The organism is Psychrobacter sp. Arc9 (genome assembly GCF_041431295.1).
Lineage (GTDB): Bacteria > Pseudomonadota > Gammaproteobacteria > Pseudomonadales > Moraxellaceae > Psychrobacter.
Window position 1 is genome coordinate 20,207 of record NZ_JASMRK010000015.1, and the last position, 18,321, is coordinate 38,527.

Consider the following 18,321-nt stretch of genomic DNA (forward strand, 5'->3'; position numbering starts at 1 on the left):
TTTTATTAAAATTCAGATAATCAAAAATATTCTGCTCTAATAAAAGATAGATTTAACTCACACAAACCAATCAAAACAAATGATTAATAACCGGTATCTCTTGTGGTGGATTTTCTTCTTCAGCAACGACTTGTCGTGCCACATGCATAATTAACTGACGTAACCAGCGATGGGCTGGGTGATGCTGCAACAAAGGAGACCATGCCATCGTAAGCTCAAACTCAGGAATAAAAAACGGCGGATCTTCCATCATAATGCTGTCGTTATTTGCCTGCATTCTTGCCACACGCGTGGGCAAAGTCGCTATCAAATCTTTATTTGCTGCAAGCATAGCAGGCATTTGATAGTGTCGAGTAAAGACACTGATTTGACGTTTTTGCCCAAGGCGCTGTAGGGCCTGATCGATAGATCCTAGTCCACCAGATTTCTCTGGATTAACCCCAAAACCCACACCCATACCGGTTTTAGATACCCATACGTGCTGTGCTTTAAGGTAGTTTTTCAGATTAAAACGATTGGCATAAGGACTTTCAGACGACAGTAAACAACTAAATGTATCACGCCATACCAAAACCTGATGAAAGCTTTGTGGTATCTCATTAAAACGGTTAATCGCTAAATCAACTCGTCCCTGCTCCATATCTCGATAAGAGACGTCTGATGGAGTCAAAAAGTCCAAAATCACATTAGGTGCTTCAGAACGTAGTGCTTTTACCAGCTTAGGTACTAGGGTCGCTTCAGCATAATCCGATGTCATAATACGAAACACACGAGAGGTACTATAAGGGCGGAATTCGGTACGTGGCTCCAACACTTGAGTCAAATCAGCGAGTATCTCGCGGATACGTGGCTGTAGCTCAAGGGCGCGTTCAGTCGGTGTCATACCCTCAGACGAGCGTACCAATAATGGATCATTAAACAGCTTACGCAAACGGCGCAAGATATTACTCATAGCAGGCTGAGTAATCCCAAGCTGCTCGGCTGCGCGAGTAACGTTTTTTTCTCGTAGCAACACATCTAGATGGACTAATAAATTTAAATCAACCCGCTGCAAATTCATATTTGGTTCTCTTGGCTTTTGAATAAACGCCATATTAAGGCTGGCATTTGTAGTGCTGCTACGGTGATTTGTGCGCTATAACAGCATAATTTCATTATTTTTTACTAATTTTGTTCTGGATTTTTCTATTAGCTATCCATTATAACTCATTAAACCTATCGTAAGACCCTGTTATATAAACATTATATCATACAGAAATACCAAAGATAACTATCATAAATTAGATAAATCTTGGTAAGGTGGTTATAGTGAGTTCTATAAAGGATTTGCAGCATAGAGGACGAACGTTAGGTTCATAAGCTGTTTTTATCCGATTAAATATTATCGCTAAGTAATATATTAATGGTTTTTATCAGTCGTTAAATACGGTTAATTGACCTCATTATTGTAACATCTCTTGCTACCAATTATGACATCACTGCCTATTAAATATTCAGATACCTTTTAGATATATAGTGAGAATCGATGAATATTTATAAACCAGCAATTATTTTCAACTGTTGAGTTCAGCAAACTTCTTGTAATAGCCTAACGGTTTGTTTAGGGTAAATAGAGCTTCGATAGATAAACGATAGACCAAATTTTGAATATTACTTTTTAGTACAAAGGTTTTAGTAAAGCGGATTTTAGTAAAACGACAGACCCATTATTTTAACAATTAACTTATTTGTTTTTACACCCCACCAAGGAGACTATAGATGTCAACTGCATATAAATCAGCGATCGACTTAGTACGTGAATTAAAGCAAAAGCACGGCAACTGGCAGAACATTAGCGAAGTTGATGCTGCACGTATGATGTCACAGAACCGTTTCAAAACGGGTTTGGATATCGCAAAATATACTGCAAAAATCATGCGTCAAGACATGGAAGATTATGACAATGATACGTCTCAGTACACGCAGTCTTTAGGTGCATGGCATGGTTTTGTTGCACAGCAAACTATGTACGCTAAGAAAAAATATTTCGGTACGACTTCTAAAACTTATATCTACCTTTCAGGTTGGATGGTAGCTGCCCTACGCTCTGAGTTTGGTCCACTACCTGACCAATCTATGCACGAAAAAACATCAGTACCTAAACTAATCGAAGAAATCTACACCTTCTTACGTCAAGCAGATGCTAAAGTATTGAACGACTACTTCCGTGAGCTAAACGCTGCTGAAGAAGCTGGCCAAGACACTTCAGCTATCCTAGAAAAAATCGAAAACTTTGATTCACATGTTGTGCCAATCATCGCTGATATCGATGCAGGTTTCGGTAATGAAGAAGCCACTTACCTATTGACTAAGCAAATGATCGAAGCTGGCGCTTGTGCCATTCAGGTTGAAAACCAAGTATCTGACGCTAAGCAATGTGGTCACCAGGCTGGTAAAGTCACTGTGCCACATGAAGACTTCATCTCTAAGCTAAACGCTATCCGTTATGCATTCTTAGAGCTTGGTGTTGAAGATGGCGTTATCGTTGCTCGTACTGACTCTGAAGGCGCATCACTAACGCAAAAAATTCCAGTATCAAATGAGCCAGGCGATCTTGCTTCTAAATACATCGATTTCATCGAAATGGAAGAAGTAACGCTAGAAAATGCTCAAGAAAACGACAGCCTACTTAAGCACAATGGCAAACTAGTACGCCCAGTTCGTCTACCTAACGGTCTATATCAGTTCCGTGAAGAGACCAACATTGACCGTGTTGTACTTGACTGTGTAACTGCTCTAGAAAACGGCGCTGACCTACTATGGATCGAAACACCGACTCCAGACGTAGAGCACATCAAAATGATGGTTGACCGTATTAAAGAGCAACAGCCTAAAGCCAAGCTTGTATACAACAACAGCCCATCATTCAACTGGACGCTTAACTTCCGTAAGCAAGTTATCGCTCAGTGGGAAGAAGAAGGCAAAGATATCTCTGCATACAATAAAGATGACTTGATGAGTGCTGATTACGACGGTACTGAGCTTGATGCAGCCGCTGACGTAGCCGCTAAAAACTTCCAACGTGATGCGTCACGTGAAGCTGGTGTATTCCATCACTTAATCACGCTACCGACTTACCACACGACTGCTCTTAGCGTTCATGAACTTGCTAAAGGCTACTTCGGTGAAGAAGGCATGCTTGCTTATGCAGCTGGCGTACAGCGTAAAGAAATCCGCGAAGGTATCTCTTGTGTTAAGCACCAAGCAATGGCTGGTTCAGACCTTGGCGATGACCACAAAGAAATCTTCTCAGGCGATAACGCTCTGAAAGCTGGCGGCGGCAAGAACACGATGAACCAGTTCTAATAACCGACAGACTAGCAGTATTTATCAAAAAACCGCCCTACATCATGTAGGGCGGTTTTTTATTGCGGTTTAAATAATCAGAGAATGGTAGACTAATAATTGTTTATCACAACCATCGATCAGAGCCATTAGTCAGAATTATTAGGAGCTAATATGCAAGAGATAGAGCTGAAGTTTTTGGTACCAGAGTCACGACTGAAGGGATTAATGCGTCAAACGCACGTTAAATCCTCACAAGTGACACAACTGGCTGCACACTATTACGATACGCCTGACCAACAGCTTGCACAGGCAGGTATCGGTCTGCGTATTCGCAAAGAAGGCGATACATGGGTACAAACCATTAAAGCTGGTGGTGATGGTATCGCGGCACGCTTGGAGCACAATGCCGTACTCGATAATGAGCAAGTACAAATAATGCTCAATAATAATGAGCAAGTACAAATAATGCTCAATAATAATGAGCTGATGCCTGATTTAACGATATATGAAGACACCCCAATCGCTGCAGCATTGGCTGACTTTAAACTCAAAAAGCTAGCAAAGACGCTAACACGACTTTATGTGACTGACGTCGAGCGCACTACGCGGTTGCTAACAGAAAGTAATGAGAATGAAACCGATAACTGTATCGAAATGGCTTATGATCAGGGAGAGATTATTCATGGTACTGATGACTCGCTACGCAAAGCTATTCAAGAGATAGAATTTGAATTGGTGTCAGGAGATTTAGATTTTCTATTTACGACTGCCAAAACATGGTGCAAGCGCTATAAGCTGTGTCTATCTACCGTTACCAAAGCTGAAAACGGTAGCTTACTTATTAACGGACAAAATCACAGTCCAGCAGTCAACGCAAACCTAAGTCAATTGCAAATAGACAAAGACAGCAGCGCACCTGCCTTTATACGTGCGGTCGTACACAATTGCTTATTGCAGATATTACCAAACAGCAGTGCTATCGTCGCTGGCAGCATAGATGACGATCATATTCTACAGTTACGGATTGGTATTGATCGCTTGCGTACTGCGTTGAAAGCATTTACCGACTTCTCTGATGAAATTAATCCTGAATGGCTACCGATACTAAAGCAAACTGCAACCTTACTTAGCGATTACTATCAACTTGCTTATATCAACGCACAGATCGAACCTGAGCTACAAGCATGTGGCGCGCCTGCCGTTGACTGGACGACAGATATCGAAAATATCAAGATCACACCTATCAATACGCTGCAAGCCAATGACTTTCAGATAACCTTGCTAGAGCTGATTGCCTTTACTATGAGCGACCCAAGCATTGAACCTCAGACTGATCAGCTTGCCCGCGATAAGCTAACGAAAATCCTCTCTAAACAATATAAAAAATGCCTTAAAACCAATAAAAAAGCTGACGAAATAAGTGATGAAGTAAGTGACGAAGTAAGTGTTGCTGAGCTTGTGAGCGATGACATCGAGGTAAACACAGACACTGCTGATAATGACCAACCTGAAAGCGAGCTGCTTAATCAGTTAAGAGATTTGCGTTACATCAGTGAATTTTCTACGCCTTTACTAAGTAAGAAAAAAGCTAAAAAGAAAACCAAACGTTGGCTAAAAAGGCTGATAAAAACGCAAAAAGCGTTAGAACAACTAAACGATGATAATCAATATCAGCAGTTCTATGAGTTAAAATCAACAACAGATACTAATGCTTTATATGGTGCGGGTTGGTTTACGGCCATACTGACTGATGACCAGAGTCATATTGATGCACGGTTAGCAAAATTTGCGGACAGCTCAACGTTTTGGTAATAGTAGTATCATTTTTATGAGGGATACTGCTTTCATAAAGTAAACTCACTCAATAAAAAAGACAGCTAGTTATATAACTAGCTGTCTTTTTTTATTGTGTTTAAATAGTTTCTGTCAGCGCCATAGCTAAATGTGCAACATGTCCTAATTAGCCACAATCGTAACAGGCATACCCTCTTCTACTTGCTCAAATAATTCTACAATATCTTCATTACGCATACGGATGCAGCCATGTGATAGCGGAATACTCATTGGTTCAGTATCTGGTGTACCGTGAATATAGATATAGCGCTCATAAGTATCGCAGCCACCTTGGCTATTGCTACCTTTGTTTAACCCTTCTTCAAGACCGCTTAACCAGAGAATACGGCTCAATATCCAGTCACGCTTTGGATGTAGCTCACCAAGATTTGCATCGTATATCTCACCTGTCGGCACACGCCCAACAAATACCGCATTCATAGGCTCGCTACCACCTATTTTTTGTTCAATGATATGCCTACCGAGCGGTGTGCAACCACTATCCTGCTGACTACCAATACCATTCTTTGCAGTGGAGACTACGTATCTCGCAACCTCAGTTTGCTGCTGGTACATCGTCAATGTTTGCTCAGCGATATTAATCACGAGTTGTTTATCAAGCGTCTTATTATTGGTCATAAATGCTTCCGACTATCAGTCATTCATCAGATTACTATCAAGGTTATTAGTAAAATGATTGAAAATTTCTATTATCAAGGGATTGTATCAAGACATTTGGCACCGTAATATAGGGGCACACTTTTTGATGCTAGCAGATTATGACGACTATTTCACCGACACGTGTGTCGATGTATGATTTTTTATATCATGATACCCAGCCTATGCTGTCACTTTTGGCCGATGCGGCACAGCTCTCTCTGCCGCAAGCTCGCTTAGGGATGGATGCCAGTCTACAAGCCATCGTAAGTGCGCTGCTCGCCTATCAGCAGCGTCATCAGGGACAAGCAGTCAGCAAAAAGCTGTTTAGTCGTAGTGCTGTCAAAGAGTTACGGCAGTATAATTCAATGAACTTTGCCACCATTAGCGCCACACTCTACCATCGTCACGATGCAGCAGATGCTGTATTTAGTGACAACGCCCGTGTCATAAAGGCAAGCGAACATATCGCTGAAAAGATCGATGCAACGATGCAACAGGCTCAAACTCTACTCACCTCATTGTGCGTGATTGTGCTGCGTGAATTGGCTATCCTGACAGAATACAGTCAACTAGACAGTGATGAGATCAATAAATGGTTTGCGCTACAACCACAGTTTTTATCAGCAGCCCGATTTAGCCCAGAGCATACGCATACCTTATCTGCTGAGACAGAAAGCAATAGTGACCTGCCCGAATCAACTACTGAAGCTGATGAAGCGATAGAGAATAGTCCCGAGAGTAATGCTGAGCATACGTTATTAAATGCTGAGCAGTTATCAAGCACTCCACCTTCTTTTGATCCTTACTGGTATGAGCTGACCGGATTCAAACCTGAAAACTATGCACCTGTACAAGACATGCAAATGGCAACAGGCAATTACTTAAAAGCCATTGGACGCTCACCTGACAATCTACAGCAGGGGCGTCACAACGATATGCTGGTATTTACGGAGATGCATGCCGTTGCCTTACCACATCAACGTTGGCTGCTTCAATTAGCCAAAATCTCAGATATCTATCTCAGTCGAAATCGACTGCGCGTTAACTCTGAACCAGCCAATCCGCCTAAACCGCCTTTAGTAAGTTTGGGACTAATCGGCGGCAATAACGATAATACACCGACCACTACTAGTGAAAAGCCCATCGAATATGAGGCTTCTACACCGCTATGGAAAAATCCTGTCATTCTTATCATCATACTTGTCGTTGGTGTCCTTGGTGCACTCGCTACCTTGAAATACCAATCGCAAAAATCTGACGGTGCGATCCTAGCAACTGAAGAAGTATTAGAACAAGATGCCATTGATGAGCGCCAACAGCAAGATGTCGCCATCGTAATGGTAGATGAAGATGAATCTGACGTTGTAGAGACAGAAAAAGCTGAGTAAAGCCTTTTACTTTTGAAATAGCTATCCTCAAAGCAACCGTTTTAGCAACCATTTACTAGCCATAAAAAAAGAGACCCTATCAACATAGAGTCTCTTTTTTGTTATGCCATCTAAGTTACGAATTGACTATCAGTAGCCAAAAAACTTACTTAGATAAATCGCGACCACGGCTAGCTTCGATAGCTAGACGTAAACCATTTAAACGGATAAAGCCTTCTGCGTCTTTTTGGTCATAAGCGCCCGCATCATCTTCGAAAGTGGCAATTTTTTCATCAAATAATGAATCGTCAGATTTACGACCAACAACGCTCACGCTACCTTTATACAGTTTTACGCGTACCGTACCGTTGACGTATTCTTGTGATTTGTCAATCAATGCTTGTAGCATCATACGCTCAGGGCTGAACCAATAGCCATTGTAGATGATTTTTGCGTAGCGTGGCATTAGCTCATCTTTTAGATGGGCAGCTTCACGATCAAGCGTTAGTGATTCGATACCGCGATGCGCTTTTAGCATAATCGTGCCCGCTGGTGTCTCATAGCAACCACGTGATTTCATACCGACGTAACGGTTTTCAACGATATCTAAACGGCCGATACCATGTTTGCCACCGATTTCATTCAGCTTAATCATGACTTCATAAGGCTTAAGCGCTTCGCCATCGATAGCAACGATGTCGCCTTTTTCGTATTCTAGTTCTAGATACTGTGCTTCATCAGGTGCTTCTTCTGGGCTGACAGACCAGCGCCACATGTCATCTTCTGCTTCGGTATACGGTTCTTCTAGAACACCGCCTTCATAAGAGATATGCAGTAAGTTAGCATCCATTGAGTAAGGAGACTTTTTCTTATTGCCCGCATAATCGATTGCGATATCATGCTCTTCAGCATACTTCATCAAGCTTTCGCGGCTTGATAGATCCCACTCGCGCCAAGGAGCAATAGTTACTACGTCTGGTGATAAGGCGACTGCACCTAGCTCAAAACGAACTTGGTCATTGCCTTTACCAGTCGCACCATGACTGATAGCATCGGCGTTATGCTCTTTAGCAATCTCAACCAAACGCTTGGCAATCAATGGACGAGCAATAGACGTACCTAGCAAGTACTCACCTTCGTAGATAGCATTAGCACGGAACATAGGGAATACATAATCACGAGCGAACTCTTCGCGCAAATCTTCGATATGGATATGCTTGATACCCATTGCTTGAGCTTTGGCTCGTGCTGGCTCAACTTCTTCGCCTTGACCGATATCAGCGGTAAAGGTGATTACTTCCGCATCATAAGTTTCTTGTAGCCATTTAGCGATGATTGAGGTATCAAGACCACCTGAATAAGCCAAGACGATTTTATTGATATTTTTTGGATCAAGTTGAGCCATGAAGAACTCCCATTATGAAATATAGTTTTAGAAAAGGCGACGATCAAATCGAAAGCAAGTCGAACGATAATTACACTGCTCAGTGTACATCATATTTACTATAGGCAAAAGTCTAACTGCCATAAGGCATGCGCTTTTGAATTAAATTCTAGTCAACCTCATTTTTGCCACTAGGATTTAAACATCATTTAACGACAAGATATTAATCTTAGCTCGATGAATTATGTACAGATATCTAGCCTTATATTTAGTCAAGTGGGCAAATCTGTTATGATAGACCCACAGTAACACTCCCTTTTGTTTCCTTTATTTGACGATATAGAGCGCTTTGACACTATGACTGATTCGATTAGAGAATTGACCATCCTTCAGCCAGATGACTGGCATATTCATTTGCGTGACGATCTAGCCTTGAGCACGACCGTACCGCATGCAGCAAGCAGCTTCAACCGTGTCATCTGTATGCCTAACCTTGTGCCTCCAGTCAAAAATGCGCAAGATGCGATTGCCTACCGCGCACGTATCATGGAAACTTTGGCAGCAAGTGATTTAAGTCTTGAGCGCAAGTCAGCTTTTGATCCGCGTATGACTCTATACTTAACGGATAATACCACTGCCCAAGATATCGAGTTGGCAGCGCAGTCAGGTATCGTACAAGCTGTCAAACTCTATCCTGCTGGAGCAACTACCAACTCTGCAGATGGCGTCACTAATATTAATGCCTGTGTCGATGTCTTTGAAGCATTAGAAAAATATAATTTGCCATTGCTAATCCATGGTGAGGTAACCCAAGACCATATAGATATCTTTGATCGTGAAAAGCGTTTCTTAGATGAAGTGCTGGCACAAATTATCGTGAAATTCCCTACGTTGAAAATAGTAGTAGAGCACATCACTACCAGCGATGCGGCAGATTTTGTATTGTCGCAAGGCAACCATGTTGCTGCGACTATTACGCCGCAGCACTTGATGTTTAACCGCAACCATCTATTGGTTGGTGGCATCAAACCGCATTTTTATTGCCTACCTATTTTGAAGCGTGAGAGCCACCAAAAAGTGCTATTAGATGTAGCTACTAGTGGTAATCCAAAGTTCTTCTTGGGTACTGACTCTGCGCCACATGCGACAGACAAAAAAGAAGCCGCTTGTGGCTGTGCCGGTTGCTATAGTGCAGCCACGGCGCTGCCTTTGTATGCGACCGCCTTTGATAGTGTTGGAAAAATAGATAAGCTTGAAGGTTTCGCTAGTCGTTTTGGCGCTCAGTTCTATGGCTTACCTCTGAATGAAAGTACGATCACGCTTGTCAACACGCCTATGCAAGTACCGACTGACTATCCTTATTTTGATGGTGCATCATTGACGCCCTTGATGGCAGGTGAGACGCTACATTGGTCAATTAAGGCTTAACGCACGCAAAGCTTAGCCTTCAATAAACGACCTATTATTTTATCCTATGATATTAATGATACCTTTGTAGTAGATTTCTTTGTACTAAAGGTACAGTTAATATCATAGGATGCTTATTTCTTATTTGATATATTAGTACGACTGATAAAAGTGATTTAACTTTATATGACCAATCAAAACATAGCGACCTTGCCTGACGAAGACTTATCACACCCTAAATCTGCCAGTCTTAATGCTACTCTAAATACTTCTCCTAAAGATGCAGCCTCAGCGACAGATGAGCAAGCGCCTATGGCCTTAAAAGACCGCTTTCGTAAGTTCTTGCCTGTCGTCGTCGACGTGGAAACAGCAGGCTTCAATGCCCAGACCGATGCCCTGTTAGAAATTGCCTGCATTCCCGTCTTACTGAATGAGCAAGGTGTATTTTATCCAGGTGAAGCTTTTAACGCTCATATTGAGCCTTTTGAAGGCGCAAACTTAGAGCCAAGTGCGCTTGCCTTTACTGGTATTGACCCTAAAAACCCAATGCGTAAAGCCATTGCGGAAGATGAAAAGACAGCATTGCGCCGAATCTTCAAAGGGTTAAAAGACGTACGCCGTGACGAAGAATGCCGTCAATGTGTCTTAATTGGGCACAATGCTCATTTTGACTTGGCTTTTTTGAATGCAGCTGTGCTACGAACCAATAGCAAAAACCACAATCCATTTCATAACTTTTCAGTATTCGATACCGTCACCTTATCAGCATTAGCGTTTGGTCAAACTGTACTAGCACGCGCTTGTAAAGCAGCAGGGTTAGAGTTTGATGGTAAGAATGCTCACTCAGCTCTGTATGACACTCAAAAGACTGCTGAACTATTCTGTCATATATTAAATAACTACCCTATGTTGGCCAATGCGCTGCATAATGAAGACGCGAAAGAAGAGTCAGCTGATAGCGACAGTCAATAAGTCACATATCCTATATTGCCAATCATACATAATAGTGCTATTTGTAATACTTGATGACTTTGACATCTTGATTTGGCAATCAATAGGGATATGATTGATATCATAATATATAGACGGAACTATTTTAGTGATGACAGACGTAGTTGTTCTATTCGATACGAATAACTGTCTGATGATAAAATATCACTCTTAAGTGATGTAGTTATATCCTATAGATGGTTTAAGTTGCTCACACTGTCTTGATAGTAAGCACTATCAAGATTAATAGGAGGGACTTTATTATGGATCCACAGCTCAAGTTATGGGGTACCATTCTCGGCTATATGCTACTTGCATTGACGATTAGCGCCTGTACCTCTTTATGGATTCGCTATCATTTAAAGCGAAATGACCTACATCCTCGTCGCGCAATTAAAAAAAGATATTTAATTTTAAAAAGACGTAGAAAAAGGCTTGACAGGAAGCGCCGACGCTATTAAAATACGCACCACTTCAGCATAAATGGTGAAAGCAGTTGAAGTGTTGTTACTAGTCCCCATCGTCTAGAGGCCTAGGACACCGCCCTTTCACGGCGGTAACGGGGGTTCGAATCCCCCTGGGGACGCCACTATTTGGCGTCACTTGTTAGCACTATTGCTTAGCATTAGATTAGACTAACAAGCGTACCACCAAAAACCCAGTTCATAATTTATTATGAACTGGGTTTTTTTATATCTCTCATTAAGAGCTAATTTATTCTTTTAAATGAAAAAGCCAGCATTCAATAGATGCTGGCTTTTTTTTATTTGACTATCTTATTACTTATAAATATAGCTAGGCTCAATGGGAACTTTATTCATATCTATCGATTACAGCAGTAACCATAGCAACGTAGCCACTATCATCAATCCTAATATTGTCTGGATTAAAAAGAACGCCTGATGCTGCCCTACAACCTTACTTAGAGTCACCCCTAACGTACTGTATTTGACAGGTGGCGTATCAACGTTACCTGTTCTCGTTTGCTCTTCATAGTAGCCCTGCAGCACGTCTAAGAACTTCTGCCACTCATTAGAATCCCACTCATACGGCTTAAATGGCATTAACTTTTTAAGCTCAGGCTCTTTAGTCATCCAACGCTCAAGGGTAATCGAACGTAATGACCAACCGGCAAAACGACGTTTGGTAATTTCAGAAAAATCTAAAATCTTTAATTCTTTATGTCGATCATCTACCAACAAACGATTTTTTAGATTGGTTAGTGCCTGCTCTGAGCCTTCGACACACTGTAAAAAGTAGCCATTGCCATAGCAAAGAATACCCGTGACATTATCTATTTGATTGCGTTCAACCGCGGTCTCTGAGATATCATTAAGCGTGCTAGGACTTGAAAGACCAGTAGAGGTAATCCGGCTTATATATACAAGCTGGCAGAGATCTGGCGTTACTGGATTTGTTGAATCGTTGATTGTTGACAATCAGCTTCTCCCTATTATCAGGTAAATGTCGCTAAAACAATCATACTAACTTCAGAAAAAATATAGAGACAACATAACTAATCGTAATGAATCGGTCTGATATATTATTGATTTTATAAGTTTTTATATTAATTGTATTAAGTTAGTTACATCATAGGTTAGTTTGGTCATTAAAGCAACCTATTACTGGACATAGGCCCGCTCAGACACAAAAACATATCTAATAACCATATTATATTCCAAAGTAGATTATATATATTCTCGGTATAGGTTTTAGTAATAGATTATTTTTGAATTCATTAGTTTTTAAGAATAGTATAGAAAATTTTAACGAGGATATAGTGGCTACTGAAGCCATAGTTCTTATCATGGCCATTATTAAGCATAAAAGGAGTAAAACTGATGCTCGTTAGCGGAAGCAGAGTTGAAACTAAGACTGAAGTGCCATAATCGCTGTTAACAGTACCGCATCATCAGGATAGGTCAATTTGATATTTTGGCGACTACCAGAGACTAAGCGTATTGGAAAACCTAGTTGTTCAAAAGCACTGGCTTCATCTGTGATACTTAGCTGATGCTCAAACACATAATTTAGGACTTTTTTCAATTGACCTAAGCGAAAAACTTGCGGGGTTTGTGCTTGCCACATGTTGCTACGATCCATGGTAGATTTGGTATAAGAATGTGGACGACTCTCTTCTGCGGAGATAGCTGGCTGATAGGAAGCTTTTAACGTATCGGCCACTGGTGTCGCTAAGATAGCGCCGTAAGGCTCCAGCATCGCTGCTTCAATCACTTGATCGATATCTACATTCGGTACAGCGGGACGTGCCGCATCGTGAATAAGCACCAAATCTGAATCATCAGCACCTGTCTGACTAATTGCTTCAACGCCTGCTTGTACTGACTGCCAACGCTCTGCTCCGCCGACTGCATAGTGTACACGAAGGGCAAACTCTAATTGTTGAGCCGTGCTGTCATCGGCTGATATGACCAATAGACACCTATTGATGTAATCACTACAAGCAAGTCGTGCCACGCTATGCTGCAACAGCGTCTGACCTTCTAGCATTGTATATTGTTTGGCGATAGACGCACCAAAACGGCTGCCGCGACCAGCTGCAACGATCATGGCATGTATATTAGGGATTGTATTCATAGTAGTGTACTCATGGTTTAAGCCCATGACAGTATATGTAGAGAGGAATAAAGCAGGTGTTAAGTGTGATGAATGGTGTCAGATAACAACATTATGATGATGCATCATGAAAATTAATTCATGTCGTAAAAGTTAGTATATCCGTGAAAGTTAGTGTATTTATAAAGCTAATAGTTGCTGTGCGTGGTTGGTGCGGTGGATACTTGGACAAAAGTCTCATTCGGTTTGATTAAACCTAAATCTAAGCGAGCATGCTCTTCTACGGCCTCAAGCCCCGTTTTCAAATCTTGAACATCGGTGCGTAATAGATTATTTGCCGCAACTTGATTGTCATTCAAACGTTGTTGCTCTTCGATTTGAGCTGTCAACTTATTATGCTCAAAACGGCCATTTTCACCCAACCAATACTGATATTGCAACCCTAAAAGCACTGCAACGGCTAAAGCAAGTAGTATAAATTGGCTAAAATATTTCATAAGGTGATAACGCCAAACGGTATAAAAGAGGATAGTAAATTTTAAGCTGATTAGGCGATATATAAATGGTTATATATCGCCTAAATATTGACTTCAGCTGATGATTTTAGGCTTTTTAGCGTATATTACTTAACGCATATTACGCGCCAAAGAGCCAGTCAAACTCTTAGCCACGTAGACCGATAAATTCTTCACGGCCACGGTAGCTTGCGCGTACTTGCTGCTCGATACGTAGCAATTGATTGTACTTCGCTACGCGGTCTGAACGGCATAGCGAGCCAGTTTTGATCTGACCAGCAGCGGTACCAACTGCCAAGTCTGCAATGGTGCTGTCTTCCGTTTCACCTGAACGATGTGAAATGATGGTTGCATAGCCATTTTTCTTAGCCATATAAATCGCATCTAGCGTTTCTGACAAGGTGCCAATTTGGTTAAATTTAATCAAAATTGCATTGGCAATGTGCTTATCAATACCTTCTTGCAAGATCGCAGGATTGGTCACAAACAAATCATCACCAACCAATTGAACTTTATCGCCAATCTGCTCGGTCAGATATTTCCAGCCATCCCAGTCCGACTCGTCAAGACCGTCTTCGATAGAGATAATAGGATACTGACGTGCCAGCCCAACTAGGTAGTCTGAGAACCCTTGGCTATCAAAGGCTTTGTTACCTTCGCCTGCCAAAACGTATTGACCATTTTTATAAAATTCACTAGCTGCACAATCTAGCGCAAGATGAATATCTTCACCAGCTTTGTAGCCGACTTGTTCAATCGCTTGCATGATAACCGTGATGGCTTCTTCGTTACTACGTAGGTTCGGCGCAAAACCACCTTCATCACCAACGGCAGTGTTTAGACCTTGTGATTTCAACACAGACTTTAAGCTATGGAAAATCTCTGTACCAGCACGTAGCGCTTCTGAGAAGCTAGTGAAGCCTACAGGCTCAATCATAAACTCTTGAATATCAACCGTGTTGTCCGCGTGCTCGCCACCGTTCAAGATGTTCATCATCGGCACAGGCATGGTCAACGATGTTTGATTGCGTAGATTGGCAATGTATTGATGTAATGGCAGATTCTGTGACTTGGCTGCCGCTTTTGCAGTCGCAAGTGACACAGCTAGCATGGCGTTAGCACCCAAGCTTTCTTTGTTTTCTGTACCATCTAGCGCAATCATGGCATCATCAATCGCCTGTTGCTCAGTCACATCTTTGTCAATCAAGGCACTGCGGATTTGACTGTTGACATTAGAAACGGCTTTTTTGACGCCTTTACCCATAAAGCGGGTCTTGTCGCCATCACGTAGCTCAAGCGCTTCACGTGAGCCTGTTGATGCGCCACTTGGAGCAGCAGCACGGCCGACAGTACCGTCAGCTAAGATAACATCAGCTTCGATAGTTGGGTTGCCGCGCGAGTCTAAAATTTCACGAGCGCGAATGTCTTTAATTGCGGTGACGTTGTTGGTTTCTTCAGCGTACATAATGTCTGTTAATTCCTTTGGTCATGCCAAGTTTGTGAGATAAATAACGGCAGCTAGCATACAAAAAAGATAAAGCAAAATATCATATAGCCAATATACCTAGAATCCCTTCAAGCCTTTCTGCCATATGGCTGTATTTACATATGAAGGAAGGCTTATTGAACAGATTAACGGTTGGCTATCGTGCTTGGCATCATAGCATATATTTTGCCAAACTTCCCTTATCTTACACTGACTTGCGGTCATAAATATAATCAGGGTTAGCGGCGTCTAGTGCAACGCGATTGTCTGTGTCTATGACATATCAGAGCGACTATTTCAGTGATGATTTTACCAAACTGCTTTTCTTATCCATATTAGATACCGTATTCTCAAGCGCAACCTCTGTCTTAAACCGTGTCAATCGTAGTGCATTCATAAGTACTGAGATGGAGCTAAGCGCCATAGCGGCCGCTGCAATCATCGGATTTAGAAACCCAAACGCAGCAAGCGGAATACCGAGACAGTTATAAATAAAGGCAAAAAACAGATTTTGCTTGATATTGCGTAGCGTCGCTTGAGCGATTTTTTGTGCCGCATCGATATGCATGAGCGACTCACCCATAAGACGTGCAGAGGCACTATGCTGCGCGACATCAGTCCCCTCAAACATCGCAAAACTGGCATCGGCAGTAGCCATCGCTGGCGCATCGTTGACACCGTCTCCTGCCATCGCTACCTTATGACCAGCAGTTTGCAATAGTGCAATTTGGCTGGCCTTGTCACGCGGGCTCATCTTGCCATAAGCCTTATCAATACCCAACTGCCCTGCTACATGATCGACGACGGACTGCTTATCACCACTCATCAAGATGACATTGATACCCGCATCTTTTAGCGCAGTGATTGCTTGCGGGGTATCTGCTTTTAGATCATCTGCTAGGGCAAACGCGCCTAATGGCTCATCATTAATACTAATCGCAACGGTACTGGCAATTTGCCATACTTTTGGCATAAATCTTGGCAACGTCAAGTTCGCAAACTCTGCCGTACCCACTTTTACTAATCCAAGCCCTTCGATATTTGCTTGTATACCAGCACCTTTTATCACACTGATATCGGTCACATTAAATAGAGACAGTTGACGTTCTTTGGCCGTATTGACGAGAGCAGTTGCTAGTGGATGACTGGCGTGCGCCTCGACACTGGCCGCAATCTGCAATACATCGTCCACAGCAAGCGACTTATCCACCATGACATGATCGACGATAGTAGGTTTACCAATAGTCAATGTGCCCGTTTTATCGAGTACTACCGTATCGATATTGCCTGCTGCCTCAAGACTTTGTGCATCCTTGAACCAAACACCATGACGCGCGGCAACACCCATACCAGCCATGATCGCCGCTGGCGTGGCCAAACCAAGCGCACAAGGACAAGCAATGACCAATACTGATACGGCATGCATTAGGGCAGTATCAACCATACCTGTTAGCCACCATGTGACCCCAAAAGTAACCAACGCAATCGTTACTACTACGGGGACAAAAATAGCCGTTACTCGATCCGCGAGACGCGCTAGATTGGCTTTTGAGCCTTGTGCATCACTCAACGCTTGTACCATATCGCCGAGTTTCGTGTCGCTGCCCTTCGCACTGACACGGTATAGCAGACTGCCATTCTCTACCAAAGCGCCTGCCAGTAATCCATCGCCTTGCTCTTTTTTGAGGGCTACCGACTCACCAGTTAAATGACTCTCCACGCACCAACCGCTGCCTTCTATGACGGTACCATCTGTAGCGACGCGGCTACCTTGTTTTGCACGTAAGACGTCATCCACTTGCACATCAGACAACGCAATCCTATGAAATTCACCATTTGGCTGTCGCTGCTCTACTTCATCAGGTGTCAATGACAATAATAAATCAATACTGTTTAGGCTGTGCTTCTTGGTACGTTCCTCAAGATACTTACCTGTACGCACAAAGGCAATGACCATCACCCCTGCTTCAAAATATACGGCTGGGCTATTACTCGCACCGTGTCCGCCCAGATGCCCACTTTGCAAAAGACTGTTTAAAGTACCATCGCCGTGCGTGAGCCATAGATAAGTCGAATACGCCCATATCGTCACGGTACCAATGACCACTAGCACATCCATATTGGCAAGGCCACCTTTTATAGATGCCCATGCGCTCTTATAAAAAGGTAACGCCAAGCCAAACTGTACTACAGTCGCTAAAATAAATTGCACCCAGACTGGCGGCATCCACGCCATACCAAAACCCGCCAACATACCTACCATACCCACCAAAAACGGCACCAAACAAACCCATAATCCGATCAAACGCCATGGGTATTGAGTGGCGGTATCTTCGTCAGTCTGAGCAAATAAGCTATCGGCTGCCTGCACATTAGCGACAAAGCCTGTTTTATTCACCCACTCTGTCACCTGTTCGGGCGTCGTCTGGGTCGGATCATAATCGACATTGGCGGTCTCGCCAGCAAAACTCACACTTACCTCGTACACCGAAGGCTTTTTGTTAAGCACTTTCTCGATTCTTGAGGCGCAGGCCTGACAAGTCATGCCATCAATCGCCAATTGCAAATGCGCGCGTTGCGGTGCCAGTGGCGTGTTGGACTCAACATCAGTTTCGACATCATAAGACTCATCTTTGGTAGTACGGGTGGTATCGTTCATAAATAAAACTCGTCATGGTGCCTATAAATTTGTAGGAACCACGATAAAATATCCGTGGGTGGGCAAACAATTCAAATAAAGCAATTGGGTTATATTGTATTCAGTATGAGTATTTT

13 protein-coding genes and 1 tRNA gene are annotated in these 18,321 nt (G+C 42.5%); 6 read left to right on the plus strand and 8 right to left on the minus strand.

Annotation, left to right across the window (positions count from 1 at the left end):
* Positions 1-70: 70 nt before the first annotated feature.
* Positions 71-1,060, minus strand: coding sequence for a LysR family transcriptional regulator (locus QO187_RS09235; protein WP_102078583.1), 990 nt, complete (start codon positions 1,058-1,060; stop codon positions 71-73).
* Between the two features lie 698 nt (positions 1,061-1,758).
* Here QO187_RS09235 and QO187_RS09240 point away from each other — a divergent pair.
* Both QO187_RS09240 and QO187_RS09245 read left to right on the plus strand, forming a co-directional pair.
* Positions 1,759-3,345: an isocitrate lyase gene (locus QO187_RS09240; protein WP_101206309.1), complete on the plus strand. Its 1,587-nt coding sequence runs from the start codon at positions 1,759-1,761 to the stop codon at positions 3,343-3,345.
* Between the two features lie 153 nt (positions 3,346-3,498).
* A complete protein-coding gene (locus QO187_RS09245; protein WP_102093076.1) occupies positions 3,499-5,139 on the plus strand; it encodes a CYTH and CHAD domain-containing protein in 1,641 nt (546 codons plus the stop codon).
* Positions 5,140-5,283: 144 nt separating this feature from the next.
* Here QO187_RS09245 and QO187_RS09250 read toward each other — a convergent pair whose 3' ends face one another.
* Positions 5,284-5,799, minus strand: a complete 516-nt coding sequence (locus QO187_RS09250; protein ID WP_102093075.1) for a L,D-transpeptidase — start codon at positions 5,797-5,799, stop codon at positions 5,284-5,286.
* 140 nt (positions 5,800-5,939) lie between these two features.
* Between QO187_RS09250 and QO187_RS09255 the strand changes: the two genes are divergently transcribed.
* A complete protein-coding gene (locus QO187_RS09255; protein ID WP_371548135.1) occupies positions 5,940-7,208 on the plus strand; it encodes a hypothetical protein in 1,269 nt (422 codons plus the stop codon).
* 145 nt (positions 7,209-7,353) lie between these two features.
* Here the strand turns inward: QO187_RS09255 and QO187_RS09260 are convergent, their stop codons facing one another.
* Complete coding sequence (locus QO187_RS09260; protein WP_057761167.1) at positions 7,354-8,592, minus strand: argininosuccinate synthase; 1,239 nt, start codon at positions 8,590-8,592, stop codon at positions 7,354-7,356.
* Positions 8,593-8,928: 336 nt separating this feature from the next.
* Here QO187_RS09260 and pyrC point away from each other — a divergent pair, with 336 nt between their 5' ends.
* From pyrC to QO187_RS09275, 3 genes are all read left to right on the plus strand, one after another.
* Entirely contained in the window at positions 8,929-9,999 is a 1,071-nt protein-coding gene (gene pyrC / locus QO187_RS09265) for a dihydroorotase (RefSeq protein WP_102093073.1), read from the plus strand.
* Positions 10,000-10,290: 291 nt separating this feature from the next.
* A complete protein-coding gene (gene rnt, locus QO187_RS09270) occupies positions 10,291-10,950 on the plus strand; it encodes a ribonuclease T (protein WP_101206451.1) in 660 nt (219 codons plus the stop codon).
* Between the two features lie 531 nt (positions 10,951-11,481).
* A tRNA-Glu gene (locus tag QO187_RS09275) sits at positions 11,482-11,557 on the plus strand.
* Between the two features lie 241 nt (positions 11,558-11,798).
* Here QO187_RS09275 and QO187_RS09280 read toward each other — a convergent pair.
* The 5 genes from QO187_RS09280 to QO187_RS09300 all read right to left on the minus strand — a co-directional run bounded on the left by QO187_RS09280 (position 11,799) and on the right by QO187_RS09300 (position 18,205).
* Entirely contained in the window at positions 11,799-12,407 is a 609-nt protein-coding gene (locus QO187_RS09280; protein WP_371548138.1) for a BLUF domain-containing protein, read from the minus strand.
* A 430-nt stretch (positions 12,408-12,837) separates the two neighbouring features.
* Positions 12,838-13,566, minus strand: a complete 729-nt coding sequence (gene ispD, locus QO187_RS09285) for a 2-C-methyl-D-erythritol 4-phosphate cytidylyltransferase (RefSeq protein ID WP_371548140.1) — start codon at positions 13,564-13,566, stop codon at positions 12,838-12,840.
* A 167-nt stretch (positions 13,567-13,733) separates the two neighbouring features.
* A complete protein-coding gene (locus QO187_RS09290; protein WP_057761172.1) occupies positions 13,734-14,042 on the minus strand; it encodes a septum formation initiator family protein in 309 nt (102 codons plus the stop codon).
* A gap of 166 nt (positions 14,043-14,208) precedes the next feature.
* Positions 14,209-15,525, minus strand: a complete 1,317-nt coding sequence (gene eno, locus QO187_RS09295; RefSeq protein WP_057761174.1) for a phosphopyruvate hydratase — start codon at positions 15,523-15,525, stop codon at positions 14,209-14,211.
* A gap of 313 nt (positions 15,526-15,838) precedes the next feature.
* Positions 15,839-18,205 carry a heavy metal translocating P-type ATPase gene (locus QO187_RS09300; protein ID WP_371548142.1) on the minus strand — a complete coding sequence of 789 codons (2,367 nt, stop codon included), beginning with the start codon at positions 18,203-18,205 and terminating at the stop codon, positions 15,839-15,841.
* Positions 18,206-18,321: the final 116 nt, after the last annotated feature.